Source organism: Streptomyces sp. NPDC031379 (genome assembly GCF_055569615.1).
Map to the genome: position 1 here is coordinate 345,192 of NZ_JBVIIT010000005.1, position 24,381 is coordinate 369,572.

18 protein-coding genes are annotated in these 24,381 nt (G+C 74.0%); 8 read left to right on the top strand and 10 right to left on the bottom strand.

Annotated elements, in window-relative coordinates; all coding sequences use genetic code 11:
• Positions 1-128: 128 nt before the first annotated feature.
• Entirely contained in the window at positions 129-2,279 is a 2,151-nt protein-coding gene (locus ACZ5CW_RS10115; RefSeq protein ID WP_468599854.1) for a SpoIIE family protein phosphatase, read from the bottom strand.
• A gap of 362 nt (positions 2,280-2,641) precedes the next feature.
• Between ACZ5CW_RS10115 and ACZ5CW_RS10120 the strand changes: the two genes are divergently transcribed.
• Complete coding sequence (locus tag ACZ5CW_RS10120) at positions 2,642-3,250, top strand: LuxR C-terminal-related transcriptional regulator (protein ID WP_468599821.1); 609 nt, start codon at positions 2,642-2,644, stop codon at positions 3,248-3,250.
• On the opposite strand, the gene ACZ5CW_RS10125 is transcribed toward ACZ5CW_RS10120, so the two are convergent.
• The 4 genes from ACZ5CW_RS10125 to lanKC form a co-directional block, all read right to left on the bottom strand.
• Entirely contained in the window at positions 3,251-5,302 is a 2,052-nt protein-coding gene (locus ACZ5CW_RS10125) for an ABC transporter ATP-binding protein (protein WP_468599822.1), read from the bottom strand. It lies immediately after the preceding gene.
• A 181-nt stretch (positions 5,303-5,483) separates the two neighbouring features.
• Positions 5,484-7,391 (bottom strand): ABC transporter ATP-binding protein, encoded by a 1,908-nt coding sequence (locus tag ACZ5CW_RS10130; protein ID WP_468599823.1) that lies wholly within the window; start codon positions 7,389-7,391, stop codon positions 5,484-5,486.
• Positions 7,392-7,489: 98 nt separating this feature from the next.
• Positions 7,490-7,603 carry a SapB/AmfS family lanthipeptide gene (locus ACZ5CW_RS10135; RefSeq protein WP_055704589.1) on the bottom strand — a complete coding sequence of 38 codons (114 nt, stop codon included), beginning with the start codon at positions 7,601-7,603 and terminating at the stop codon, positions 7,490-7,492.
• A 59-nt stretch (positions 7,604-7,662) separates the two neighbouring features.
• Positions 7,663-10,266 (bottom strand): class III lanthionine synthetase LanKC, encoded by a 2,604-nt coding sequence (lanKC, locus tag ACZ5CW_RS10140; RefSeq protein WP_468599824.1) that lies wholly within the window; start codon positions 10,264-10,266, stop codon positions 7,663-7,665.
• 220 nt (positions 10,267-10,486) lie between these two features.
• Here lanKC and ACZ5CW_RS10145 point away from each other — a divergent pair, with 220 nt between their 5' ends.
• From ACZ5CW_RS10145 to qcrB, 3 genes are all read left to right on the top strand, one after another.
• Positions 10,487-12,934 (top strand): SpoIIE family protein phosphatase, encoded by a 2,448-nt coding sequence (locus tag ACZ5CW_RS10145; RefSeq protein ID WP_468599825.1) that lies wholly within the window; start codon positions 10,487-10,489, stop codon positions 12,932-12,934.
• An 81-nt stretch (positions 12,935-13,015) separates the two neighbouring features.
• Positions 13,016-13,285: a hypothetical protein gene (locus tag ACZ5CW_RS10150; protein WP_468599826.1), complete on the top strand. Its 270-nt coding sequence runs from the start codon at positions 13,016-13,018 to the stop codon at positions 13,283-13,285.
• On the top strand, positions 13,282-14,775 hold the full coding sequence (qcrB, locus tag ACZ5CW_RS10155; RefSeq protein ID WP_468599827.1) for a cytochrome bc1 complex cytochrome b subunit: 1,494 nt from the start codon (positions 13,282-13,284) through the stop codon (positions 14,773-14,775). Before ACZ5CW_RS10150 ends, qcrB begins: the two co-directional genes overlap by 4 nt.
• Here the strand turns inward: qcrB and ctaF are convergent.
• Complete coding sequence (gene ctaF / locus ACZ5CW_RS10160) at positions 14,711-15,094, bottom strand: aa3-type cytochrome oxidase subunit IV (RefSeq protein ID WP_468599828.1); 384 nt, start codon at positions 15,092-15,094, stop codon at positions 14,711-14,713. The two genes, qcrB and ctaF, sit on opposite strands and share 65 nt — an antisense overlap.
• The gene (ctaD, locus tag ACZ5CW_RS10165) at positions 15,091-16,773 is read right to left on the bottom strand and encodes an aa3-type cytochrome oxidase subunit I (RefSeq protein ID WP_468599829.1); all 1,683 of its coding nucleotides are present in this window, start codon (positions 16,771-16,773) and stop codon (positions 15,091-15,093) included. The genes ctaF and ctaD overlap by 4 nt, the downstream gene beginning before the upstream one ends.
• Before the next feature lie 144 nt (positions 16,774-16,917).
• On the opposite strand from ctaD, the gene ACZ5CW_RS10170 reads away from it, so the two are divergent.
• Both ACZ5CW_RS10170 and ACZ5CW_RS10175 read left to right on the top strand, forming a co-directional pair.
• Entirely contained in the window at positions 16,918-17,286 is a 369-nt protein-coding gene (locus ACZ5CW_RS10170; RefSeq protein ID WP_468599830.1) for a DUF6479 family protein, read from the top strand.
• Positions 17,287-17,361: 75 nt separating this feature from the next.
• Positions 17,362-17,547 carry a hypothetical protein gene (locus ACZ5CW_RS10175; protein ID WP_468599831.1) on the top strand — a complete coding sequence of 62 codons (186 nt, stop codon included), beginning with the start codon at positions 17,362-17,364 and terminating at the stop codon, positions 17,545-17,547.
• Positions 17,548-17,623: 76 nt separating this feature from the next.
• On the opposite strand, the gene ACZ5CW_RS10180 is transcribed toward ACZ5CW_RS10175, so the two are convergent.
• The 3 genes from ACZ5CW_RS10180 to ACZ5CW_RS10190 are packed head-to-tail and all read right to left on the bottom strand — an operon-like array spanning position 17,624 to position 20,053.
• Positions 17,624-18,208, bottom strand: a complete 585-nt coding sequence (locus ACZ5CW_RS10180; RefSeq protein ID WP_468599832.1) for an isochorismatase family protein — start codon at positions 18,206-18,208, stop codon at positions 17,624-17,626.
• 7 nt (positions 18,209-18,215) lie between these two features.
• On the bottom strand, positions 18,216-19,619 hold the full coding sequence (locus ACZ5CW_RS10185; RefSeq protein WP_468599833.1) for an MFS transporter: 1,404 nt from the start codon (positions 19,617-19,619) through the stop codon (positions 18,216-18,218).
• Positions 19,616-20,053, bottom strand: coding sequence for a MarR family winged helix-turn-helix transcriptional regulator (locus ACZ5CW_RS10190; RefSeq protein WP_468599834.1), 438 nt, complete (start codon positions 20,051-20,053; stop codon positions 19,616-19,618). The genes ACZ5CW_RS10185 and ACZ5CW_RS10190 overlap by 4 nt, the downstream gene beginning before the upstream one ends.
• Positions 20,054-20,193: 140 nt before the next feature.
• On the opposite strand from ACZ5CW_RS10190, the gene ACZ5CW_RS10195 reads away from it, so the two are divergent.
• A complete protein-coding gene (locus ACZ5CW_RS10195; protein WP_468599835.1) occupies positions 20,194-23,235 on the top strand; it encodes an FAD-binding and (Fe-S)-binding domain-containing protein in 3,042 nt (1,013 codons plus the stop codon).
• Positions 23,232-24,341, top strand: coding sequence for an enolase C-terminal domain-like protein (locus ACZ5CW_RS10200; RefSeq protein WP_468599836.1), 1,110 nt, complete (start codon positions 23,232-23,234; stop codon positions 24,339-24,341). Before ACZ5CW_RS10195 ends, ACZ5CW_RS10200 begins: the two co-directional genes overlap by 4 nt.
• Positions 24,342-24,381 lie beyond the last annotated feature (40 nt).

Here is a 24,381-nt window from a genome sequence, read left to right on the forward strand (position 1 = left end):
TCCGGCAGGCACCGGTCCGGCCCTCCGGCGGGAGGGCCGGACCCACCGGTGCACCAGAGCGGTCACAGGTGGTGGTCCGTGGCGCACGGGCCGGCCCGCGGACCGCACCGGGACGTGGCTGTGGGGGTTCAGTGGTCGGTACGTGCCCGCAGTAGCAGGACCGCTACGTCATCCAGGCGTTCCCGGGCCGCCGCGCTGTGCCGGAGGATCTCGTCCGCGAGATCCTCCAGTGGCCGGTCGCCGATCTCCGAGAGCAGCCCGCCCAGTTCCACCAGGGCATCCTCGATGTCGATGCCGGGGGACTCCACCAGACCGTCGGTGTAGAGGACGAGGACCGAACCGGGCGCGAGGGAGACCTCGGTGGTCGGATAGGCCGCCGCCGCGTCGATCCCCAGCAGCGGGCCCCCGGCCAGGTCCAGCACCCGCACCCGCCCGTCCGGACGTCTCAGCAGCGGCGGCGGATGCCCGGCCCGCGCCATCACGGCACACGCGCGGGCCGGATCCAGCCGCAGGTACAGACAGCTGGCGAACAACTCGGCACCGAGGTCGATCAGCAGCCGGTTGGTGCTGCTCATGACCTCGTGCGGCGCCTGCCCGACCGCGGTGTACGCGCGCACCCCGGTGCGGAGCTGTCCCATCAGGCCGGCCGCCGTCACGTTGTGCCCCTGGACGTCCCCGATCACCGCCGCCGCCAGCGGCCGGGCCGGCACCAGGTCGTAGAAGTCGCCGCCGATCTCCATGCCGTGGGTGGCGGGCAGATAGCGGGCCGCCGCCTCGAGGCCGGGCAGCGGGGGCAGCGAGCGCGGCAGCAGCGCCTGTTGCAGACCGTGGGCCAGCCGGTGCTTGGCGTCGTAGAGCAGGGCCCGCTCCAGGGCCTGCGCGATCAGCCCGCCGAGGGACGTCAGCACGGCCCGCTCGTCGGCGGGGAAGGCGTGCGGCTCGGAGTACGCCAGCACGCATGTGCCCACCGGCCGCCCGGACGCGATCAGCGGCAGATAGGCCCAGGCCGCGAAGCCGTCGGGGGTTTCGTGCCGACCCGGATACAGCCGCTCCAGCTGCGTCCGGGAGTCGAAGAACCCGGGCACCCCGCTGCTCAGTGCCTGGGTCCCCGGTGTGCGCTCGCTCAGCGGCAGCCCGTCGAACCGCTCCACGACATGCGCGTGCGCGTACCCCCGATGCCCCAGCACGTGCAGCCGCCCGGCCTGCGAGCGCAGCAGCACCAGAGCCTGGCTGCCGACCGCCGGGGCCACCTCGTCCCAGACCAGCTGCACCACGTCCTGCACGCCCACCGCCTCGGTCAGCGCACCCGCCAGACTCAGCACCTGGGAGATCGTCACGAGCCGGGCCGGGTGCGGATCCGCCTCCGGCGCCCTCCGTGCCAGATCCGCCACCGCCCGGGCCCGGCTGATGCGCACGCTCAGCCCGGTCGTGCTGGGATACAGCCGGAACGACAGCCAGTCGCCCGGCGGACGCAGCGCCACGAAGGACATCACCTCCTGGCTGATCAGCGCCGCCCGGTAGCGGTCCTCGTACACCGGGTCGTTCAGCCAGGGCACCGACACCCACGGCAGGGTGCCGAGCAGTTCCCCCGCCGCTCTGCCGAGCAGTTCGGCCGCCGCCGTGTTGACGAAGCCGATCCTGCCGTGCAGATCCAGCGAGACCAGCCCGTACGGCAGCCGGGACACCATCCGCGCCGCCTCCACCGAGCCCAGCGTGCCCGCCACGCCCGACACCGGCGCCGCGAGCACATCGGCCTCGGGCCCCACGGGACGGTTCTCCTCGGCGGCCCGTTCCAGCCGCAGCGCCAGCCGCGCGCAGGCCGCCGTCAGATGCTCGCGTTCGCATTCGGACAGCTCCGGCGGATGCGCACCCGGCCAGGTCACGAACACCGCGCCGTACACCTCGCGCTCCGTCGCCACGGGCGCCGCCGCCAGCGCGAACGGGTACGGCAGCACCACCGAGATCCGCGGATAGCGGCGGGCCATGTCGTCCTCGCCGCCCACCCACACCAGCCGCCGCTCACGCACCGCGTCGGCGACCGGGATCGGCGCGCTCAGCCCCACCCGTTCCCACGGTGCCGCGAAGGCCCGGGGCATGCCCGCCATCACCGCCATCTCCAGGACCGGTTCGTCGGGCCGGAGCAGGTACACCGCGCCGGAGTGCGCCCGCACCTCCTCCAGCAGCGAGGCCAGCGCGAGCGACAGCACCGGCTGGCCGGCCGACGCCCCGTCGGCCGTCGGCTCCCGTCCCGGCCCGGGCCCGTCGGACACGCCGACCACCTCCTCGTAACGGCCGCGCGTCGCTCTAGGGGACAAGACTCCCCCGCGGGAGCGCCCCGCGCATGACGAGCGCGTCCGCGACCTCGAGCCGGGCCCTCGTGAGGGACTCCCCCGGATACCCCGAACGCCCGGACCCATGCCCCGGCAGCGGATGCGCGGGGCGGCACACGGGCGCCCTGCGTGCGCCCCCGCGCACCGTGATGGCTGGTTCTCCGCGCCCGCGAACGATGATCGGGCCCAAGAATGGGCACGCGCTTACCGCGCCCGGGGCAGACGGCGCGGAGCACGAACGAGACGGACGCCGACTTAGCACGGCGACGGGAACGAACGAAGGCAACACGAACATCCGAGGGGGCGGGGTAGTGATCCAGGTGCTTCTGGTGCACGACACGAGTCTGGTGCGATCGGTCCTGGCGGAATGGCTGCGCCGGGATCCCGGGCTCGACGTGGAGGACACCCAGTGGAGCGGCGCCGGGGCGCGGGTGCGGTCTTTATGTCCGGACGTGTGCGCGGCGGATCTGGACTCCGCCGACGGCCTCGGGGTGCCACCGCTAGGCGAGCTGTGTCCGCCCGGCACCGCGGGCAGGCCGCCGGCGCTCGTGGTGCTGGCGCACGCGGACCGGCCGGGACTGCTCAAGCGGGCCGCCGAGGCCGGCGCGCTCGGCTTCGTCGACAAGGCGGGCTCCCCGGACCGCCTGGTGCGCGCCATCCGGAGCGTCGCGAGGAGGGAACGTTTCGTCGATCCGTCGCTGGGCTTCGGCTTCCTCAAGGCGGCGCAGATGCCGCTCACCAGACGTGAGCTGAGCGTGCTGTCCCTGGCGGCCGGGGGCGCGTCCATCGCGGAGATCGCCGGGAGCCTGCACCTCTCCCACGGCACCGTCCGCAACTACATGGCGTCCATCACCCGCAAGACCGGGGCGCGCAACCGGATCGACGCGATCCGGATATCTCAGGGGGAGGGCTGGGTGTGACTAGCGGGGCAGCGGCGCGCGGGACGGGGGCGTGGTCCAGCCGCCGACCAGGTTCCGGTACAGCGCCGAGGCCCGCAGCAGTTCTTCATGCGTGCCGCAGGCGGTGCGCGCGCCGTCCATGACGAGCACCCGGTCGGCGCGCCGGGCGGAACTGATGCGGTGGGCGACGACCACCAGTGTGCCGCCAGGACGCGCGGCGAAGGCCCGCTCGGCCCGCGCCTCGGCCTGCGGATCGAGATGGCAGGTCGCCTCGTCGAGCAGGGCGAGCGGGGCGGGGGAGAGATGGGCCCGGGTCAGCGCGATCAGCTGCCGCTCGCCCGCCGACAGCGCCGCCGGTTCGACCCGGCCGCCGGGCCCGCCCAGGGACCGCAGCAGCGGGGTCAGCCCGACGGCCTCGGCAGCCGCCAGCAACTCCGCCTCCGGCACCGGGCCGGGGCGGAAGAGCGCCAGGTTCTCGGCCAGGGTGCCGCCATGGACGTAGGCCTCCTGCGGAATCAGCACCCGCAGGGCGGCCGCGTCCGGCGCCGGTACCGCATGCCCGTACACCCGGATCGTGCCGCGCACCGGCCGCAGCAGCCCGGCGACCAGCCCGGTGAGCGTCGACTTGCCGATCCCGCTCGGCCCGACGACGGCCAGGTGCCCGCCCGCCGGGACGGTGAGGTCGAGCCCGTCCAGCACGGGCTCGCTCGCGGGACCGTAGGCGAAGGCGACGGAGGCGAGGGCGAGCGCGGGCGCCCCGGGGACCGGGACTCCGGTCCGGGCCGGCCGAGGGGCTGGTGACCGCCGCTCCGGTGGCTGGGTGACCGGCGGTCGCCGGGCGGCCGGCGGCGCGGCGGCCGGCCGTCGGTCCGCTGTCCGGCCGGCCCCCGACGGCTGGGCCGCCGGCCGCCCGGCGAGCGGCGGCCCGGGAACGGGCCGGGCGTCCGGCGACCGCCCCGCTCCCAGGGACTCGACCGGTGCGGGTCCCGTCGTCGGTGCGGCGGGGGCCGGAGGCGGTCCGGCCGGCGACTGCGGTGCCGGTGCCTGTGTCGGTGTCTGTGCGGGCGGTCGTTGACCGGCCTCGGGGTGTCCGGCCCCCGGGGGCGCGGGGGGCGCCTGGGCTGTCCGGAGTCGTGCGGCCGTGACCTCCCCGGCCGGCGGTGTGGTCAGGCGGCGCAGGACGACCGTCAGGCGGGAGCCGCCCGTGCCCAGGCCGTGGACGAGGTTGTGCAGGGCGGGCAGCAGGGACTGGGTGACGTAGGCGAGCGCCCCGACCAGGGCGCCCGGGGTGACGCCGTGGCCGAGCAGCCAGGGCGTGGTGGCGAGCAGCAGCACCACGGGCAGCTGGCCTCCCACCGCCAGAGCGGCCACCCGGGCCACGCTCCAGCGGGCCAGCGCGCGGGCGGCCTCCAGCTCCGCGTCGATCCGTTCCCCGGTGCCCACGGCGATCCGCTCCTCGGCACCGGCGGCCGTGATGTCCCGCAGCCCCGGGCACACCGCGCCCCACTCCCCGGCCAGCGCCTCGTCGGCGGCGAGGAACGCCTCCTGACGGCGGGCCAGCGGTCCGAGCGTCGCCGCGAACAGGGCCACCCCGGCCAGCAGCGGCGGCAGGACCACCGCCAGCAGCAGCGGCGCCAGCGAGAACAGACCGATCAGGGCACCGACGGCGGTGAACAGGAACGAGCGGGAGACCAACACCAGCCCGGCGAGCGAGTCCCGGGCGATCTCCACCTGCTGGGTCAGCCCGGACAGCGTCCCCGGGTCCGCCTCCCGGACCCCGCGCGCGACCACCGCCGTCGCCAGCCGGTCCCGGACCGGCTCGACCAGCGCGGCGACCGCGCCGTAGACCCGCCCGGTTCCGTACGCCCCGGCGGCCACGGCGAGCCCCCCCGCTCCCAGCCACAGCAGACCCGCCCGCGCGTCCCCGGCCAGGAAACCGGTGTCCAGCGCCCGCGCGAGGGCATATCCGACGACGAAGGTCTGCCCCGCCTCCAGCACGGACCAGGCACCGAGCCGGACCAGCACCCGCCACCGCGCCCGGAGAAACCGCCATGCCTGCCTGCGTGTGTCCATCAGCCGTAGGTCTCCGTTCCGTCTGCGCACACCGCGCGGCGGGACCGGCATGCCTGCCCGCGCCCGCGTACGTTCATCGGCCGGCGGTCTCCGCGCCGGCGTCCCGCACGGCCCCGGAGGAACGGGTGCGCTCGCCGTCGTCCGCCCGGGAGCCCCGCGCCGGCGTCCCGCCCGCGTACGTTCATCGGCCGGCGGTCTCCGCGCCGGCGTCCCGCACGGCCCCGGAGGAACGGGTGCGCTCGCCGTCGTCCGCCCGGGAGCCCCGCGCCGGCGTCCCGCCCGCGGCGTCCTCGCCGCGTTCGCGTGTCTCTGCCGGGGCCTCCCCTCTCCGTTCGGCGTCCTCGCCGCCCGCGGCTTCGCCCTCCGCCCCCGCCTCCGCTCCCTCGCCGAACACCCCCCGGTAGTCCGCGTCGCCCCACAGCTCCCGGTGCGTGCCCAGCGCGCGGATCCGCCCGGCGTCCAGCCAGGCCACGGTGTCGGCGCGGGCCGCGGTCGTCGGGCGGTGGGCGATGAGCAGGCGGGTCGGGCCCGGCCCCGGGGCCAGGAGCGAAAGGGCGATCTGGTGCTCGGTGACCGTGTCGAGGCTGGAGAGGGCGTCGTCCAGGACGAGCAGCCGGCCGCCGTGCGCGAAGGCCCGGGCCAGGCCGAGGCGCTGGGACTCGCCGCCGGAGCGGGGGGCGTCGGCGCAGCGGGTCGCGTAGCCGTCGGGCAGGCGGCGCACGAAGGCGTCGGCTCGGGCCCTGCGGGCGGCGGCACGCACGTCGGCGGGGGACGGGGTGGTGAGTCCCAAGGCGATGGTGTCCTCGATCGTCGTGCCGAGCAGGGCGGGGCGTTCGAAGGCGTAGACGACGGCGCGGCGCAGCTCGGCGTGGGTGAGATCGCCCAGCGGGACGCCGTCGAGGAGGACCTCGCCCGCGTCCGGGTCGGCGAGCCGGCCGGCCAGCTCCGCGAGGAGGGACTTGCCGGTGCCGGAGCGGCCGACGACGGCCAGTGTCGTGCCGCCCGGGACGGTCAGGTCGATGCCGTTCAGGACCGTGCGCGAGCCTCGCCGGGCGGTGACCTTCCGCAGCTCCAGGCGGCCCGGTCCGGGCGGCAGCCGACGGGTGCCGTGTCCGGGCGCGGGTTCGGACGACACCTCGGCCAGTCGTGCCGTCGCCGCGCGGGCCCGGCCGACCGCCGCCAGCCGGCCGACCAGCACACCGACACCGGTCGCGAGGACCGCGTACCGGGACGCGGCCAGCAGCTCGCCGACCGACAGGCGGTGCCGGGTGAGCAGCAGTCCGGCGACCGCCAGCACGCCCAGGTTCAGCAGCGGTGCCACGGTGACCGACTGCGCGGCGGCCCGCCCCTGCACCCGCCACATACGGTGCCCGGCGCGGGACAGCTCGGGCAGCGGAGCGAGCACCCGTGCCGCCTCGCGGTCCTCGGCGCCGGCTGCCCGGATCGTCCGGAAACCGCCGACCGCCTCGGCCAGAGCCTCCGCGATCCTTCCCTGCACCCGCTGGTACTCCGCCGCACAGGCCGTCGTGTCCCGGGCGAAGGCCCGCAGCAGCAGGGCGAGCACGGGCGCCCCGGCGAGGAACACGGCCGCCAGCCACGGGTCGATGAGACCGAGCGCCACCACGCCCCCGACGGGCCCGGCGAGCGCGGCGAACAGCGCGGCCAGCGCCCCCGGCGCCGTCCCGGCCTGTGCCGCGCCGCCGACCAGCCGCGCCACCAGGTCCCCGGCGCCGAACCTGGCCGTCGCGCGCGGTCCGAGCGCCAGCACGTGCCCGGTGGCGCGGCGGCGCAGCCAGGCGGTGGCTTCCGCGTCGGTCGTGCCGGCGAGCACGCCCGCGCAGCCCTCCAGCAGGGCGGTCAGCAGCACGAGCCCGGCGCAGACGCCGACCCAGCGGGCCGCCGGTGCGTGCGCCAGCAGCAGGTCGAGGGTGTGGCCGAGCAGGGCGGGCAGCAGCAGACCCGTCGCCGTGGCCGCCGTGCTCACGGCACACAGCGCGGCGCACCGGGCGCCGGTGTGCCGCAGCATCGCTCGTGACAGGGCGCGGCCGGCCGGGGGAGAGGACGGGGTGCCGTCGGGACGCAGGGTCATCGGCTGCTGCCTCGCTCGGGTCGGACGGGAACGGGAAGGCTCCGGACGGCCCCTCCCCGAGGAGGAGGCCGTCCGGAGCCGTGGACTTGCCGGCCCGGTCAGAGACAGAGCAGAACGCTCGCCGCGGAGACGCAGGAGAGCAGGCTCGCGGTGCTCGCGCCGGTGTGGGTGTGCTCCTCGGACTCAAGGGTCTGCAGGTCGAGAAGTGCCATGGTGGTGTCCTTTCTCTGGGTCGGTCCCTGTAGGGGACGGGGGTTGTGTCACGACTCCGTCAGGTTGCGGAGCCGCGTGTGGGGGCCGCCGCTGGGGGCGGCAGGAAGGGCAGGTGCGCGATGCCCTCGGGATCGCGGGCCGCGGCGAGCGCGAGCAGGCAGCCTGCCGTACCGGTGGCGAGGTCCATGGAGAGCCGCATCATCTGGTGCCCGGGGAAGGCCAGTTGGCCCTGGTACGCCATCGCGAACCAGCCGAGTCCCGCGATCTGCTGCTCCAGCCGCTCCCGGGTGGCCGCCGGGGCGGAGCTGCGGGCGAGGTGCAGGATCATGCCGGCGCGGCCCTGGAAGAGGCCGGGCTGGGCGTAGAAGCGGGAGGTGGCGGCGGTGAGGATGCCCGCCCTGGCCGCCTCGAACTGCGGGCTGCCGGCCCGTGCCAGGTAGTCGTCGAGGACCAGCCCGATGCCCGCGCTGCCGTCGCCGAGGTAGGGCAGGGTGCGCCAGCCCTCGTCCACCTCCAGGCCGCCGCCCGCCTCCTGCACCACGCAGCAGGCCAGGTCACGGCGGAGCGCCTCGGCCGCCGCGTCCAGGAAGCGGGCCTCGCCGGTCTCCTCGTACCACCGGATCAGGAACAGCGCGGGCCCGCTCGCACCGCGCAGCAGCCCGGCGCGTCGGCGCGGGGTGTCCGGCACCGGTTCGGCGAGGCGTCCTGCGAGGATGTCGGCGGCCTCGGCGGCACGTTCCCGCAGCTCCGCCTCGCCGGTCGTGGCCGCCAGCCGGCCGAGCACCAGGCCGAGTCCGGCCAGGCCGCCGTGCAACTCGGAGGAGAGGTTCCGCCAGTTCTCCCGCAGGATGCCGTCCGCCAGGTCCAACGCCCGCTGCCGGTGGCCCAGTTGTTCCAGGACCAGGGCGACGCCCGCGAGGCCGTCGTACAGGCCGAGCGGGGTGCCGGGCGGTGGCGGGGCGGTGTGGTCCAGCAGCCAGCGCTCGCCCTCGTCGTACCGGCCGGCCCCGGACGCCTGGAGCGCGTACAGCACCCCCGCCGCGCCGTGCGCGAGGCCGAGGCCGCCGCCGTCGGAGAACTGGGCGATGTCACCGGGGAAGAGCCGGTCGTCGCGTTCCGGGGTGGCGGAGGCGAGGATCGCCTTCACCATCGAGTCCCGGCTGTAGGGCCAGTCACCGGGCACCACCGGAGGGGCGGACCTGCTGCTCGGCCGTCCCGCCGGATCCCGGGTGATCTCCGCGACGGCCTCGTCCAGGAAGGCGCGCGGCACGTCCGGGAACTGCTCCGCGATCACCTCCGCGAGATGCGCGGCCTTGCCCCGGTCCACCACGAACAGCGTGGTCACCGGCAGGAACAGGGCCAGGCGCAGACAGGCCAGCGCATACCGGTCGACATCCGTGCCGCGCCGGTCCGGCGGCGCGAAGAAACCGGGGTGGGCGACGGTCTGCCGGGCGTTCTGCGCGGCGGGCGCGGCGGCCTCGAAGTCGATCAGGTACACCGACTCGTCGTCCGGGGCCACCATGATGTTGAAGACGTGCAGGTCGTTGAAGACCAGACCGCGCGCGTGCACGGCGGCCACCGCGTCCTCCACCGCCGCGTGGACGCGTAGTGCCCACGCCGTGTACGCGGCGATCTTCGCGGGGTCCGGGTCGGGGGTGAGCAGCGGATGCCGTTCGGCGAAGAACGAGTTGAGCGGGCGGCCGTCGAGGAAGTCCATGACCAGGAAGCGGTGCTCGCCCAGCGTGAACCAGTCCCGCACCTCGGGCACCACACCGGTCCCGGCGGCCTGTTCCAGTGCGGACTTCTCCCGCTCCAGCCGGGTCACCGCGTCCGCGCCGTCGGCGGCGAGGCCCGCGTGCGGCCGGGCCTCCTTGAGCACCACCCGGCGCCCGTCCCGGGTGTCGGTGCCCGCGTACACCCCGCCGCCGTTGGAGAAGTGCAGTGCCTTCTCTATCCGGTACGGAAGATCGCCGACCGTCGTGGTGTTGCGGGCCTCGAGGTGCGGCCGCAGGAACTCCGGCAGCGTCACCCACTGCGGTACCTGGAAGGACGGCGCCCGCCGGTCCGGCACCAGACGTCCCGAGCCGTCGGTCACGGCCGGGACCAGCGTGCCCCGCTCGTCGACCACGTACCGGCGGGCGAAGGCGCCGTAGCGGACGTAGAGCGGACCGTCGTGCCAGCGCAGGTCGGTGAGGACGTAGGGCCCCTCCGAGCCCGCCAGCAGCTCGCCGAGTTCCTCCAGGGTCCGCCGCAACTGCTCCTCGTCGGCCGGGTACACCGTGACGAACTTGCCGCTGGTGTCGCGTCCCGCGTACTTGGCGTTGCGCAGATGCAGCAGGTGCGGGCCCGGCACGAACTTGAACGGGATGCGGCGCGGCACGCAGTAGTCCCACACGACCGCGGCGATCCGCTCCGCGTTCGCCGCGGTCGCCGAGGAGTGGATCTTCCAGCCCTGTGCCGGCGACGGGAGCGGCGCGCCGTCCGCGCCGAGCGGGGTCAGGGTGAGCCAGTCGCCGCTGCGGGCCGCGTGCCAGCTCTCCGGGACGGCGCGACGCGCCGTCGCGAACAGCGGCGCGGGCTCCCCGCCGTCCGCCGAGAGCCGATCGGGCGTGTCGTAGAAGTGCCCGTCGGCCAGCGCGTACACCTCGTAGCGCTTGTCCATGCGCCTCCCGTCCCTCGTCGTGGGTGACGGCTAGACACTCGCAGCAGTCGCACGGTCGCGGACAGTAGCGTCTGTCACGAGAAGGCCGTGCGGAACTCACGGGTCAAGATGTGTTCGGCGGCTTTCGAGCGACGGGTGGGAAGCCGGATGAGCGGGTGCCCGCGGTACCCGTCCGTTCCCAGGGGCTGCGCGGGCGGCCGACACGCGCTGTAATGGCGAAGTGGTCAGTGAGGGCGCTGCTGCGATCAGCAGAACGAGGACGGAGCGTGCCGAAGCCGCCCTTGAAACCCTCACCGCGTTCGCCACGCCCGACCGGCTGCGCCGCGTGCTCGAACAGGCCCTCGTCTTCGCCGGGGCGGCCTTCGCCGGGGTGTACACGCCCGGCGGCGACCCGTCCCATCTGTTCCTCGCCGAGTCGGCGGGTCTGCCCCGCACCCAGTACGGGCTCCGCGACGGCTACCCGGCCGCGGGCGGCTCCCCGGTCGCCGAGGCCCACCGCACCGGACGGCCGCTGTGGCTCGGCCCCGCGGAACTGGCCGGCTGCCCCGAGGCGCGGCGCACCCCCTCCGGTGACTTCTCCCTGGCCGCCCTGCCGCTCGGCCCGGCGGGCGGCGGCTGTCTGCTGGCCGTCAGCGAGCACCCCGGCGGCTTCGGCACCGACGACCGCTCCTGCCTGGAGCTGATCGCCCGCGCGATCGCCCTGCCCCGAAGGGAGGCCGCCGCCGACGAGACCGGCGAACTGCTCCCGGGCGCCTTCAGCCTCGCCATGGACACCGGCCGGGTCGAGGTCGGCGACGCGATCCTGCGGCTGTTCGACATCGACCGGGACGTCTTCGACGGCCGGGTGGAGACCCTCCTCGGGCGGACCGTGCCCGAGGACCTGCCGGCGCTGATGTCCGTGGTCGAGGCCGACCACATGTCCATCGGCGACCGCGAGCTGGAGTTCCGCATCCTGCAGCCCTCCGGCCCGCCCAAGTGGCTGCGGCTGCGCGGCCGGCTGGTGCCCGGCGGGGAGGGCCGCCCGGCCCGGCTCGTCGGCACCGTCGCCGACGCCTCCACCCTGCGCTCCGACGTCACCGACGTGGCCCGGGTGCAGCGCCTGGCCGCCGCCCTGGCCACCGCGGGCACCGTCAAGGACGTCGGCCAGGCCGTCGTCGCCGCCCTGCGCAAGCCGCTGCAGGCCGACCGGATCGCCCTGGCCGAACTGGAGAACGACCGGCTCGTGGTCACCGTCCTCGACCCGCCCGAACCCGAGGCCTGGCCCGAGGTGTGGCGCAGCGAGTGGCGCACCGAGTGGCCCGACGCGCCGGTGCGCGCCATGCCCACGCTGGCCGCCGCGCTGCGCGAGGGCCGCGCCCGGATCTGGCCCGCCGGCAGCGCGCTGGAGCCCGCCCTCGCCGAGGTCGGCCCCGGCGGTCTCGCGGTGCTGCCGCTGCCCGCCGGCGGCCGCATGGCCGGTGCCTGCCTCATCGGCTGGGACCGCCCGCACGACTTCGCCCCCGACGAACGCGCCCTGCTCACCGCCTGCGCCGCGCTGACCGGCCAGGCCCTGCTGCGCGCCCACGCCTTCGACGCCGAGCACGAACTCGTCGGCATGCTCCAGCGCACCCTGCTGCCCCGCCGCCTGCCCCGGCTGCCCGGCGCGGTCGCCGTCGCCCGCTACCTGCCCACCACCGCCGGTCTTGAGGTCGGCGGCGACTGGTACGACGTGATCCCGCTCGCCGACAACCACGTGGCCCTCGTCATCGGCGACGTCCAGGGCCACAACGCGGGCGCCGCCACGCTGATGGGCCAGATGCGCACCGCGCTGCGCGCCTACGCCGCCGAGGGCCACACCCCCGACGTCGTCGTCGCGCACGCCAACCGGCTGCTGCTGGACATGGAGACCGACCTCTTCGCCACCTGTGCCTATGTCGACGTCGACATGGAGCAGGGCACCGCCTGGTGCGTGCGGGCCGGCCATCTGCCGCCCGTGCTGCGTCACCCCGACGGCTCGGTCGAGATCGTGCAGACGGAGGGCGGCCCGCCGCTCGGGGTGCTCGGCCAGGCCGAGTATCCGATGACCCCGCTCAGGCTCCAGCCCGGCACGGTGGTCGCGCTGACCACCGACGGACTCGTGGAGTCCGCCGACGCCGACATCGACGTGGGCATGGACCGGCTCGCCGCCGAACTGGCCGCCGCCGACCCCGGCCACCTCGGACTGGTCGCCGACGCCCTGCTCACCGGCGCGCACCGCGGCGACGACGTGGCCCTGCTGCTGATGCGCTACGACGGCATGGCCGTGCGGCCGCTGCGGGAGAGCTGGACGGTGTGGCGGCTGCCGGAGGCGGTCCGCCACGCCCGCCGCTTCACCCGGCGCTCCCTGCGCACCTGGGGCGTCTCACCGGACACGATCGACGCGGCCCTGCTCGTGGTCTCCGAACTCGTCACCAACGCCCTCGTGCACACCGGTGGCCCGGTCCGGCTCGACCTCAGCCTGGTCAACCACCGGCTGCGGCTCGCCGTCGCCGACTCCTCTCCGCGCAGCCCCGTCAAGCCCGCCAGCATCGGCTGGGAGGCCACCGGCGGCCGGGGCATCCTGCTGGTGGAGGCCGTGTCGGCGGCCTGGGGCACGATCCCGGTCAGCGGCGGCAAACAGGTCTGGGCGGACCTCGTGCCCGAAGGCTGACCCGCCACTCGGGTGCGGTACAGAGCCGTTCAGGCAGCCTGGGGAGGCGCGCTCGGCGACCCGTGCCTAGGGTCGGATGATGTGGCACACACCTTCGAAGAACTGGTGCAGAAGCAGCGCGCGGCCGACGCGGCCCACGCCACCGTCCAGGACCTGCGGGACACCTACGGCCCGCCGGCCGAGCGACGGATGACGGGTGCCCAGTCGGGCACCTACGAGACCGCCCTGCGCGCCTGGCGGGACCTGGCCCGGGACGTGCAGACCGCGGTGAGCGAGTACGCCAAGGAGACGGGCCGGCCCCGGGCCGAGGTGGAGGCCGAGGTCGAGCAGGCGGCGACGGAGGACGCATGAGCCGAGCCGGCCGGCGGGCCGAGCGGCTCGTGGACGCGGCCGACGCGCGGCTGCCCGTCCTGGAGGGCGGGGCGCTGCTGCGCAAGGCGTTCCCGGAGCACTGGTCCTTCTTCCTGGGGGAACTCGCGCTCTACAGCCTGCTCGTGCTGATCCTGACGGGCGTGTGGCTGACGTTCTTCTTCCAGCCGGAGATGCGCGAGGTCGTCTACACGGGCTCCTACGTACCGCTGCAGGGCGTGCTCATGTCGGCCGCGTTCGACTCCACCCTGCGCATCAGCTTCGACGTGCGCGGCGGCCTGCTGATAAGGCAGACCCACCACTGGGCCGCGCTCGTCTTCGTCGCCGCGATCGGCCTGCACATGCTGCGGATCTTCTTCACCGGCGCCTTCCGCCGGCCCCGGGAGCTGAACTGGGTCATCGGGCTGACCCTGTTCGTGCTCGCGCTCGCCGAGGGCTTCGCCGGCTACTCGCTCCCCGACGACCTGCTCTCCGGCACCGGGCTGCGCATCGCGCAGGGCATCATGATGTCGATCCCGGTGGTGGGCACGTACGTGGCCTTCTTCGCCTTCGGCGGCGAGGTCCCGGGCCACGACATCATCACCCGTCTCTACCCGGTGCACATCCTGCTGCTCCCCGGCGCCCTCATCGCCCTGGTGACGGTGCATCTGGTCCTGGTCTTCCGCCTCAAGCACACCCAGTGGCGAGGCCCCGGCCGCACCCGGCGCAACGTCCGGGGCAAACCGCTCTTCCCGCAGTTCACCGCCACCTCCACCGGTCTGTCCCTGACCGTCTTCGGCGTTCTGGTGCTGGTCTCCGGCGTCGCCCAGATCAACCCCGTCTGGTTGTACGGCCCCTACCGTCCGGACCTGGTCTCCACCGGCTCCCAGCCCGACTGGTACGTGGGGTTCCTGGAGGGCGCGCTGCGGCTCGTACCGCCGTGGGAGACGAACGTCGCCGGGCACACGGTCATGTGGAACGTGCTGCTGCCGGCCGTCGTCCTGCCGGGCCTGCTGTTCGCCGTGCTCTATGCCTATCCCTTCGTGGAGCAGCGGCTGACGGGGGAGCGGTACCAGGAGCAGCACCTGTGCGACCGGCCGCGCGAGCGTCCCGTGCGCACCGGCCTCGGGGTGGCGGGCACCGTCTTCTACGGCGTGCTGCTGCTGGCGGGCGCCAACGACATCATCGCCCTCACCTTCCGCGTCTCCGTCAACACCCTGACCTGGGTGCTGCGCATCGCTCTCGTGGTGGCGCCCGTTCTCGCGTTCCTCGTCACCCGGTGGCTGTGCCGGGCCCTGACGGCGGCCGAGCGGGAACGCCTCGCCGAGGGCGTGCCCACCGGCGACATCCGGCAGAACGTCGCCGGCGGCTACGAGAGCGACCACGAGCCCGTCGAGGACTTCCGGCCCGGCGCTCCCCGCAGACCGCTCACCGGCGCGCGTACTGGAACACCATCCCGAACACCCCCCGCGCCAGAACGCCGAGACCGATGAGGAACAGCCACAGTCCGTAGACGACGCCGGTGGCCGTCACCGCGAAGCCGAGCGCGGTGACGATCGGCCACAGGCTCTCGTCCGGGAAGAACGCCACCGGCCCGGCCCCCTCCGCAACCTCGGCGTCGGTGCGGTCCTGCGGGCGTGAGCCCCGGCGCCGGTACTGGATGAGACAGAAGAAGGAGACCAGCGCCGCCATCCCGAACGCGACGACCAGCGCGGTCGTGCCCGTCGCGTCCTGCGACCACACCCCGTACAGGGCGGCCGAGCCCCCGAAGAACAGCGCCACGCCGCCGAACAGCATCGCCTCCGCCTTCATCGCGCCGTCTCCTGCCCGGCCGGCGCCTCGACCTCCGGATGGTGCAGGTCGAAGGCGGGTGACTCCGACCGGATACGGGGCAGCGCGGCGAAGTTGTGCCGCGGCGGCGGGCAGGAGGTCGCCCACTCCAGACCGCGCCCCCACCCCCAGGGGTCGTCCAGCAAGACCTTCTCGCCCCTGGCGGCGGTGCGCCAGACGTTGTACAGGAACGGCAGGGTGGACACGCCCAGCAGGAACGCGCCCGCCGACGACAGCGTGTTGAGGAGCGTGAAGCCGTCCCCGGGCAGATAGTCCGCGTAGCGGCGGGGCATCCCCTGTTCGCCGAGCCAGTGCTGCACCAGGAACGTCAGCTGGAAGGCCGGGAACAGCAGCCAGAAGTGCAGCTTGCCGAGCCGTTCGTCCAGCATCTTCCCGGTGAACTTCGGCCACCAGAAGTAGAAGCCGGCGAACATCGCGAACACCACCGTGCCGAACAGGACGTAGTGCAGGTGCGCCACGATGAAGTAGGAGTCGGTCAGATGGAAGTCGAGCGGCGGAGAGGCGATCAGCACCCCGCTCAGCCCGCCGAGCAGGAACGACACCAGGAACCCCATCGACCACAGCATCGGTGTCTCGAACGAGAGCGACCCGTGGATCATCGTCCCGATCCAGGCGAAGAACTTGATGCCCGTGGGCACCGCGATCAGGAACGACATGATCGAGAAGAACGGCAGCAACACCGCTCCGGTGGCGAACATGTGATGCGCCCACACCACCGCCGACAGCATGGTGATCGAGATCGTCGCCCCGATCATCGGCAGATAGCCGAACAGAGGTTTGCGGGAGAAGACCGGGATGATCTCCGAGACGATCCCGAAGAACGGCAGGGCCACGATGTACACCTCCGGATGCCCGAAGAACCAGAACAGGTGCTGCCACAGCAGCGCGCCCCCGTCCGCCGCGTCGAAGACGTGCGCCCCGAACTTCCGGTCGGCCTCCAGCGCCAGCAGGGCCGCTGCGAGCACCGGGAACGCGGGCAGGATCAGGATCGAGGTGAACAGCACGTTCCACGTGAACATCGGCATCCGGAACATGGTCATGCCGGGCGCGCGCAGGCACATGACCGTGGCGATGAAGTTCACCGCGGTCAGCGTCGTGGACACGCCCGACACCGCCAGCCCCATGACCCACAGGTCACCGCCCGCGCCGGGGGAGAAGTAGGCGCTGTTGAGCGGCGCGTAGGCGAACCAGCCGAACGCCGCCGCCCCGCCCGGCACCAGGAACCCGGCCACCACCATCAGGCCGCCGAACAGGTACATCCAGTACGACAGCGCGTTCAGCCGCGGGAAGGCCAGGTCGGGCGCGCCGATCTGCAGCGGCATGACGGCGTTGGCGAACCCGGCGAACATGGGCGTGGCGAACAGCAGCATCATGATCGTGCCGTGGATCGTGAAGAACTGGTTGTACCCCTGATCGCTCAGGAACTGCAGGCCGGGGCGGGCCAGTTCCGCGCGCATACCGAGCGCCAGCAGCCCGGCCAGCAGGAAGAAGCAGAACGCCGTGACCATGTAGAGACGGCCGATCACCTTGTGGTCGGTCGTGGAGACCCAGCGCATCAGGGTCCGGCCCGGTCGCGGAGCCGGCGACGCATAGCGGGCGACGATCTCCGTGATCTCGGGCATCTGCGGCGATTCGGTCATCTCGGATGACGCTACTCCGGGCAGCCGCAGCCCCGCCCACGCCACGCCCTGCGCGCCGACGCCGGGCTGTGTCGCCGGCTGAACCGATCGGGTGACGGTGTGCGCGCCGGGCATCGCCGGCAGACCCCCGGGTACCCGGCGCTCATGGACACTGCCATGTACGAAGCAGCCGCCGGAGTACAGGTCTTCGGGTACATCGTCATCCTCCTCGTGGGCGTCGCCTGCGCGGCCGGGCTGATATGGGCCTTCCGCCTGGGATTCAAGGTGCGCCGACGTGAACCCGGTCCCCCCGGGCCCGAGGAGCAGCCCAGGCTGCCGTCGTCCGGGCCGGTGCGCGAGGTCCGTGAGATGCGCGAGCCCGACGAGGTGCCCCGGGCCGCCGACGGCAGCGAACGGCTCACCCCGTACCAGCTCGGCAACGTCGGTACCAAGCGCGCCGACGACCAGCGCCGTATGCGCTGGTCGCCCGGCTCCAGCGGGTCCTTCGGCGGCGGTGGCGGCGGCCGGACCTGACCGCTGCCGCCCGCCCGGGGTTTACCGGGTCCCCGGCGCGGGGACCCGGGCGGGCATCGACAGCACAGAAGGAAGATGAACGACGTGACCGCGCACGGCAGTGAGAAGCCCGCCCTGCCCTATGCCGAGACCGGATGGGCGAAGGCCCATCGCAGGCCGGGCCCGGGAGTGCGCACCTGCCTCCCCGCCGTCCTGGAACGCGCGTCCACCGAGCGGCGGCACGCCCCGGCCGAGGACACCATAGTGCGGGGCGAGGACTGACCGGAGCACGCCCAGCGGGGGGCCGGGCACCCCATGCCGGTCCGGTCACGAAGCCGCGGTGAACCCGGCGGCGACGTCAGGCGCGGGTCTTGGCCAGCAGTTCCAGGATCTCGGCGGTCGTGCCGCTCTCCCCGAGCCGCGGGAAGATCCGCTCGACGCTGCCCGTGTGCGCAGCGGGGTCGCTGTCGGCCATGGCGTCCGTGGCGAGGGTGACGTGGTAGCCGTGGGCGTAGGCGTCGCGGGCGGTGGACTCCACGCCGATGCTGGTGGCGACGCCGGTCAGCACGATCTGGGTGATGCCCCGGCGGCGCAGCTGGACGTCCAGGTCGGTGCCGTGGAAGGCGCTCCAGTTGTGCTTGGTGACACGGATGTCGCCGGGGTGACCGGACAGTTCGTCGACGATGACGTCCCAGCCCTCGGGGAAGGCGAGTCCGCGCGGCTGGCGTTCGGTGCGGCCGGGGACGGCGTCCGCCCCGTCGGACGCGAAGGAGACCCGGACGAGGACCACGGGCAGGCCGTGGGAGCGGAAGGCGTCGGCGAGTTCGGCCGTGCGGGAGACGACGTGCGCGCCCGGGTACGGCTCGGTGGGCATGGCCACGATGCCGTTCTGCAGGTCGATCGCGACGAGGGCGGTGCGGGGGTCGAGGGTGGTGAGCGACATGGGTCGGTCAGGCCTTTCGGGGGGTTGGGGGGATACGAGGAGTGAGCCGGCCGAGGGAACGGTCGGGCAGGGTCGCCGCCAGCAGCAGTGCGGAGCCGGCGAGCATGAACAGGGCCAGGCCGTGCAGCCCGGCCGTGTCGGCGCGGTGCGGGAAGAACGCCGCCGTGGCGACGGACGCGCCCAGCGCGCCGAGGTAGGTGAAGGTCCGCAGCAGTCCCGCCGCGGAGGCGATCCGCTCCGGGTCGGCCTGCCGGTACAGGGCGTTCTGTGTCGCCAGACCGATCAGTCCCTGCGGGACGCCGAGCAGGGCGCCGACCGCGAGCAGCAGCCACAGCGGGCTGTCGGCACGCACCAGGAGCAGCAGGGCGCAGCCCGCGAGTTGCAGCACGGAGCCCGCGATCAGCTTGGTGCGGACCGCCTCGCGGCGCCCGGTGAGCGTGGAGACGGTGAGCGCGGCCACCGACAGCGGCAGCAGCGCGAGCCCGGCGGTGGAGGCGCTGAGTCCGCGCCCCTGCTCCAGCCACTGCGTGTAGCCGTACATGAAGGCGTAGGCGGTGGTGTAGCCGAGCAGCTGGCGCAGGTAGGTGGCGAGGAGCGGGCCGTTCCCGCCGAGGACGCGCAGGTCGATGAACGGGTCCGGTACGCGTAGCTCGCGCGCCGCGAAGGCGGCGGCAGCGGCGGCGGACAGCACCGGCAGGTACCAGCGGTCGGACCGCGGACCCATCAGGAACAGCATGAGCGCGACCAGCACCGCCGCGAACAGCGCCATGCCGGGTGCGTCCACGCCGCGCCGACGGGTCGCGGTGTGAGGCAGCCGCAGGGCGCCGAGCACCAGGCAGGCCGCCGAGAGCGGCACGTTGACGGCGAAGACGGTCCGCCAGCCGCCCGCACCGATGAGCAGGCCGCCGAGCGCGGGCCCGACGACGGCGACGGTCTGTCCGGCGACGGCGAGCGCGGCCAGCACGCCCGCCGGGCTGTCCTGCCCGGTGCGTTCGGCCTCGCTCCGGGTCAGCCGCATCGCCGCCGGGTACGCCGCCGAGGTGCCGAGGCCCAGCAGGGCCCGCGCCGCGATCAGCGTGCCGAGCGAGGGCGCGAGGGCGCCCAGCAGGCCGGCGGCGCCGACCAGGGCGGTACCGCCGAGGTAGAGGCTGCGCGGGCCGTACATGTCCACGAGGCGGCCGACGACCGGCTGGCCGACGGCGGTGGCCAGGTAGAGCGCCGAGACCAGCCAGACCGTCTCGGCGGGCGGTGCCCCGAAGGCGACGCCGATCGGCACCAGGGCCACGGCGATCATCGAGGAGTTGACCGGGTTCAGGACCGTACCGACGAGCATCGGCGGGATGAGGCGGCGGTCGAAGCCGGCGGGGGAGGGACCGGCGGTCCCGGCGCGTGCGGTGAGCCGCGGTATCACGGCTGGGACAGCCGTTCCATCAGCTCCAGTGCCCTGAGGACGGTCTCCCGCTCCTCGTCCGTGAACCGGTCCTGGAAGGCGCGGGCCAGCCATTCCTCGCGCACCTGCTTGTTGCCCTCGATGCGGGCCCGGCCGGCGTCGGTCAGGGTGACCAGCTGGCGGCGGCCGTCGGCGGGGTCGGGGGCGCGGCGGATCAGCCCGTGCTGGTCCAGCGCGGCCAGCGTGGTGGCCATGGACTGCGGCCGTACGCCCTCGGCGGCGGCCAGGGCGCTGGCCGTGGCCGCGCCGTGCTTGCCGACCAGGGTGAGCGCAGATTCCTGGGAGGGGGTGAGATCGGCGTCCTGCGCGATCTCACGGATACGGCGCCGCAGCCGGCTGAACACCACGCGCAGATCGCGCGCGGCCCGGACGGCCGAGTCGGAGATGTGAACCATTCCGCCAGCGTAGAACCGTCAGGCCAAACTGTCCAGGAGAAACTGTTCAGCTTTGACTGAAGAATTGCCGGGTACTCGCCGGCCCTCGGACCACCCGACGGGCCGGCGGCCCCGTACGCCGGTGAAGCGAAGGAGCGCAGATGACCTCTCCGGACATGTCCGGCCTGGAGGCGGCCCTCCGCGCCGAGGTGGACGGCGAAGTCCGCTTCGACGCGGGCAGCCGGGGCGCCTACGCCACGGACGGATCGAACTACCGGCAGGTCCCCCTCGGCGTCGTCGTCCCCCGCACCGTGGAGGCGGGCGCCCGCGCCCTGTCGGTGTGCGCACGCTTCGCCGCCCCCGTCCTGTCCCGGGGCGGCGGCACCAGCCTGGCCGGCCAGTCCACCAACACGGCCGTCGTGATCGACTGGAGCAAGTACTGCACCGAAGTCCTCTCCGTCGATCCCGAACAGCGCACCTGCGTGGTCGAACCCGGCATCGTCCTCGACGAACTCGACCGGCGACTCGCCCGCCACCGGCTGCAGTTCGGCCCGAAACCCTCCACCCACAGCCACTGCGCCGTCGGCGGCATGATCGGCAACAACTCCTGCGGCGCCTCCGCCCAGGCCTTCGGCAAGACCGTCGACAACGTGCGGCGCCTGGAGATCCTCACCTATGACGGGCAGCGCGCCTGGGTCGGCCCGACCCCGCCGGACGAACGGGCCCGGATCATCGCCGGCGGCGGCCGGCTCGCCGAGATCTACACCGGCCTCGACCGCATCGCCGGTGAGTACCTGGCCGACATCCGCCGCGGCTACCCCAAGATCCCGCGCCGCGTCTCCGGCTACAACCTCGACTCCCTGCTGCCCGAGAACGGCTTCGACGTCGCCAAGGCCCTCGTCGGCAGCGAGGGCACCCTGGTCACCGTGCTGCGCGCCGAACTCGGCCTCGTCCCGGTCCCGGCGTACCAGTCGCTGCTGGTCCTCGGTTACGACGACATCTGCGCCGCCGCCGACGACGTACCCCGCCTGCTCGAGCACTGCAACCCCAGCCAACTGGAGGCCCTGGACGGGCGCATGGCGCAGCTGATGCGCGAGGAGGGCGCCTACCTCGACTCCCTCCGCGTCCTGCCCGAGGGCGACAGCTGGCTGATGGTGCAGTACAGCGGCGACAGCCAGGAGGACGTCGACGAACAGGCCCACGCACTGCTGCACGCCATCGGCCGCGGCGAGAAGGACGGTGACGTCGCCTTCTCCGACGACCCCGAGCGCGAGCAGAAGATGCTCAGGGCCCGCGAGGCCGGACTCGGCGTCACCGCGCGCCCGCCGGACGACCGCGAGACCTGGGAGGGCTGGGAGGACTCCGCCGTACCGCCCGAGCGGCTCGGCGACTATCTGCGCGACCTGAAGGAGCTGTTCGAGGAGTTCGACTACGACCACCCCTCCCTGTACGGGCACTTCGGGCAGGGCTGCGTCCACACCCGCATCCCGTTCGGGCTGAGGAGCGCCGAGGGCGTCGCCGACTTCCGCCGCTTCCTGGAACGCGCCGCCGACCTCGTCGCCTCCTACGGCGGCTCCCTCTCCGGCGAGCACGGCGACGGCCAGGCCCGGGGCGAACTGCTCACCCGCATGTTCGGCGAACGGCTCGTGACCGCCTTCGGCGAGCTGAAGGCCCTCTTCGACCCCGGCAACCGGATGAACCCCGGAAAGATCGTCCACCCCCAGCCCGTCGACGGACAGCTGCGGCTCGGCCCCGCCTGGCGGCCGGCCACCCCCGCGACCCACTTCGGCTTCCCCGAGGACGAGCACTCCTTCGACCGCGCGGTGATGCGCTGCGTCGGCATCGGCAACTGCCGCGGCCACTCCGGCGGCGTGATGTGCCCCTCCTACCGGGCCACCATGGAGGAGGAGCACTCCACCCGCGGCCGCGCCCGGCTGCTGTTCGAGATGCTCGACGGGCACGCCGACTCCGCCGTCGTGGACGGCTGGCGCTCCACCGCCGTCCACGACGCGCTCGACCTGTGCCTGGCCTGCAAGGGCTGCAAGTCCGACTGCCCGACCGGAGTCGACATGGCCACCCTCAAGGCCGAGTTCCTCTCCCACCACTACGAAGGCCGGCTCCGCCCCGCTGCCCACTACTCGATGGGCTGGCTGCCGCTGTGGGCGCGGCTGTCCCGCCTCGCCCCCCTGCTGGTCAACTCCGCGCTCCACGCGCCGGGCCTGGCCCGCGCGGGCAAACGGCTGGCCGGCCTCGACGAGGCCCGCTCGGCACCCGTCTTCGCCGAGCAGTCCTTCCTCCAGTGGTGGCGGGCACGCGGCACCGAGGACCCCGACCCGGCCGACCCGCGCACGCTGCTGCTGTGGCCCGACACCTTCAGCAGCTACTTCCACCCCTCCATCGCGAAGTCGGCCGTACGTGTCCTGGAGGATGCCGGATTCCGGGTCGCCGTCCCCACCGAACCGGTGTGCTGCGGCCTGACCTGGATCTCCACCGGGCAACTGCCCGTCGCCAAGAAGGTGCTGCGCCGCACCCTCGACGTACTCCGCCCTCACCTGGAGGCGGGCACCCCGATCATCGGCCTCGAACCCTCCTGTACCGCCGTCTTCCGCGCCGACGCCCCCGAACTGCTGTCCGGCGACCAGGACGTGCAGCGGCTCGCCGGACAGGTCCGCACCTTCGCCGAACAACTCGTCCACCACGCGCCCGGCGACTGGCGCCCACCCCAGCTCGCCCGGCAGGCGACCGTGCAGACCCACTGCCACCAGCACGCCGTCATGAAGTTCGACGCCGACCGCGAACTGATGCGCCGCGCCCACCTCGACGCCGAGGTGCTCGACGAGGGCTGCTGCGGCCTGGCCGGCAACTTCGGCTTCGAACGCGGCCACCACGAGGTCTCCCTGGCCGTCGCCGAACAGGGCGTCCTGCCCGCCGTACGAGGAGCCGCCCCCGACAGCCTGGTCCTCGCCGACGGCTTCAGCTGCCGCACCCAGATCGAACAGGGCGGCACCGGCCGGCGCGCCCTGCACCTCGCCGAGGTCCTGGCGCTCGCCCTCGACGGCAACCTGCCCAGCGACCACCCCGAACGCCTGGCCGACCGCCCGCCCGAGCCGTCCCGTACGGCCCGCTGGGCGACCACCGCCTCCGTGGGCGCCCTCGCCCTGGGTGCCGCGTACGGGCTGCGACAGTCGAGGAAGCGGCCGTGAGCGACCAGCCGGCCGTCGACGCCGTGGACACCGCCGTCTACACGCTCCCCACCGACGCCCCCGAGGCGGACGGCACCTTCACCTGGGACGAGACCACCCTGGTCCTGGTCACCGCCCGCTCCGGGACCACCACCGGGCTCGGCTACACCTACGCGCCGGCCGCCACCGCCCACCTCGTCCGCGAACTGCTCGTCGGCACCGTGACCGGCCTGACGGCGTTCGACGTGCCGCGCGCCAACGAGCGGATGTGCCGGGCCGTGCGCAACGCCGGACTGCCGGGAGTGGCCGCCCAGGCGATCGCCGCCGTCGACATCGCCCTGTGGGACCTGAAGGCCCGCCTGCTCGGCCTTCCCCTCGTCCGCCTGCTGGGTGCCGCGCGCGACGACGTGCCCGTCTACGGCAGCGGCGGCTTCACCACCTACGACGCCGAGCGCCAGGACCGCCAACTGCGCGGCTGGACCGAGGAACAGGGCATCCCCCGCGTCAAGATCAAGATCGGGGAGTCATGGGGCACCCGGGAGGCCCGCGACCTGGAACGGGTCGCCCGCGCGCGGGCCGGCATCGGCGACGCGGCCGAGCTGTACGTCGACGCCAACGGCGCCTACACCGGGGGCCAGGCCGTGCGCATCGCGGACGCACTCGCCGACGAGGGCGTGACCTGGTTCGAGGAGCCCGTCCCCTCCGACCACCTCACCACGCTCGCGGACCTCCGCGGCCGGCTCGCGATGGACGTCACGGCCGGCGAATACGGCTACATCCTGCCCTACTTCGAGCACCTGCTGGCCGCCAAAGCCGTCGACTGCCTGCAGGCGGACGTCACCCGCTGCGCAGGCATCACCGTCTGGCTGCGCGCCGCCGCGCTCGCCCAGGCGCGCGGGATCGACATCTCCGGGCACTGCGCGCCGCACGCCCACGCCCACGTGGCCGCAGCCGTGCCCAACGTCCGCCATCTCGAGTGGTTCCACGACCACGTCCGCATCGAACGGCTCCTCTTCGACGGCACCCTCGACCCCGGCGGCGGCAGCGTGGTCCCGGGCGCCGACGGGGCACCCGGACTGGGCCTGAGCCTCGCCGGGGAGCGGGCCGGCCCCTACCGGGTGGAGTGAGCCGCACCGCAGGTCACCGTGTCGGAAGCCGGAAGAAGAG

Excerpts from the sequence above, each read along its gene's own strand:
- ACZ5CW_RS10125 (WP_468599822.1), bottom strand. The coding sequence starts at position 5,302 with ATGGACACACGCAGGCAGGCATGGCGGTTTCTCCGGGCGCGGTGGCGG.
- ACZ5CW_RS10130 (WP_468599823.1), bottom strand. The coding sequence starts at position 7,391 with ATGACCCTGCGTCCCGACGGCACCCCGTCCTCTCCCCCGGCCGGCCGC.
- ACZ5CW_RS10135 (WP_055704589.1), bottom strand. The coding sequence starts at position 7,603 with ATGGCACTTCTCGACCTGCAGACCCTTGAGTCCGAGGAGCACACCCAC.
- lanKC (WP_468599824.1), bottom strand. The coding sequence starts at position 10,266 with ATGGACAAGCGCTACGAGGTGTACGCGCTGGCCGACGGGCACTTCTAC.
- qcrB (WP_468599827.1), top strand. The coding sequence starts at position 13,282 with ATGAGCCGAGCCGGCCGGCGGGCCGAGCGGCTCGTGGACGCGGCCGAC.
- ctaF (WP_468599828.1), bottom strand. The coding sequence starts at position 15,094 with ATGAAGGCGGAGGCGATGCTGTTCGGCGGCGTGGCGCTGTTCTTCGGG.
- ctaD (WP_468599829.1), bottom strand. The coding sequence starts at position 16,773 with ATGACCGAATCGCCGCAGATGCCCGAGATCACGGAGATCGTCGCCCGC.
- ACZ5CW_RS10170 (WP_468599830.1), top strand. The coding sequence starts at position 16,918 with ATGGACACTGCCATGTACGAAGCAGCCGCCGGAGTACAGGTCTTCGGG.
- ACZ5CW_RS10175 (WP_468599831.1), top strand. The coding sequence starts at position 17,362 with ATGAACGACGTGACCGCGCACGGCAGTGAGAAGCCCGCCCTGCCCTAT.
- ACZ5CW_RS10180 (WP_468599832.1), bottom strand. The coding sequence starts at position 18,208 with ATGTCGCTCACCACCCTCGACCCCCGCACCGCCCTCGTCGCGATCGAC.
- ACZ5CW_RS10190 (WP_468599834.1), bottom strand. The coding sequence starts at position 20,053 with ATGGTTCACATCTCCGACTCGGCCGTCCGGGCCGCGCGCGATCTGCGC.
- ACZ5CW_RS10195 (WP_468599835.1), top strand. The coding sequence starts at position 20,194 with ATGACCTCTCCGGACATGTCCGGCCTGGAGGCGGCCCTCCGCGCCGAG.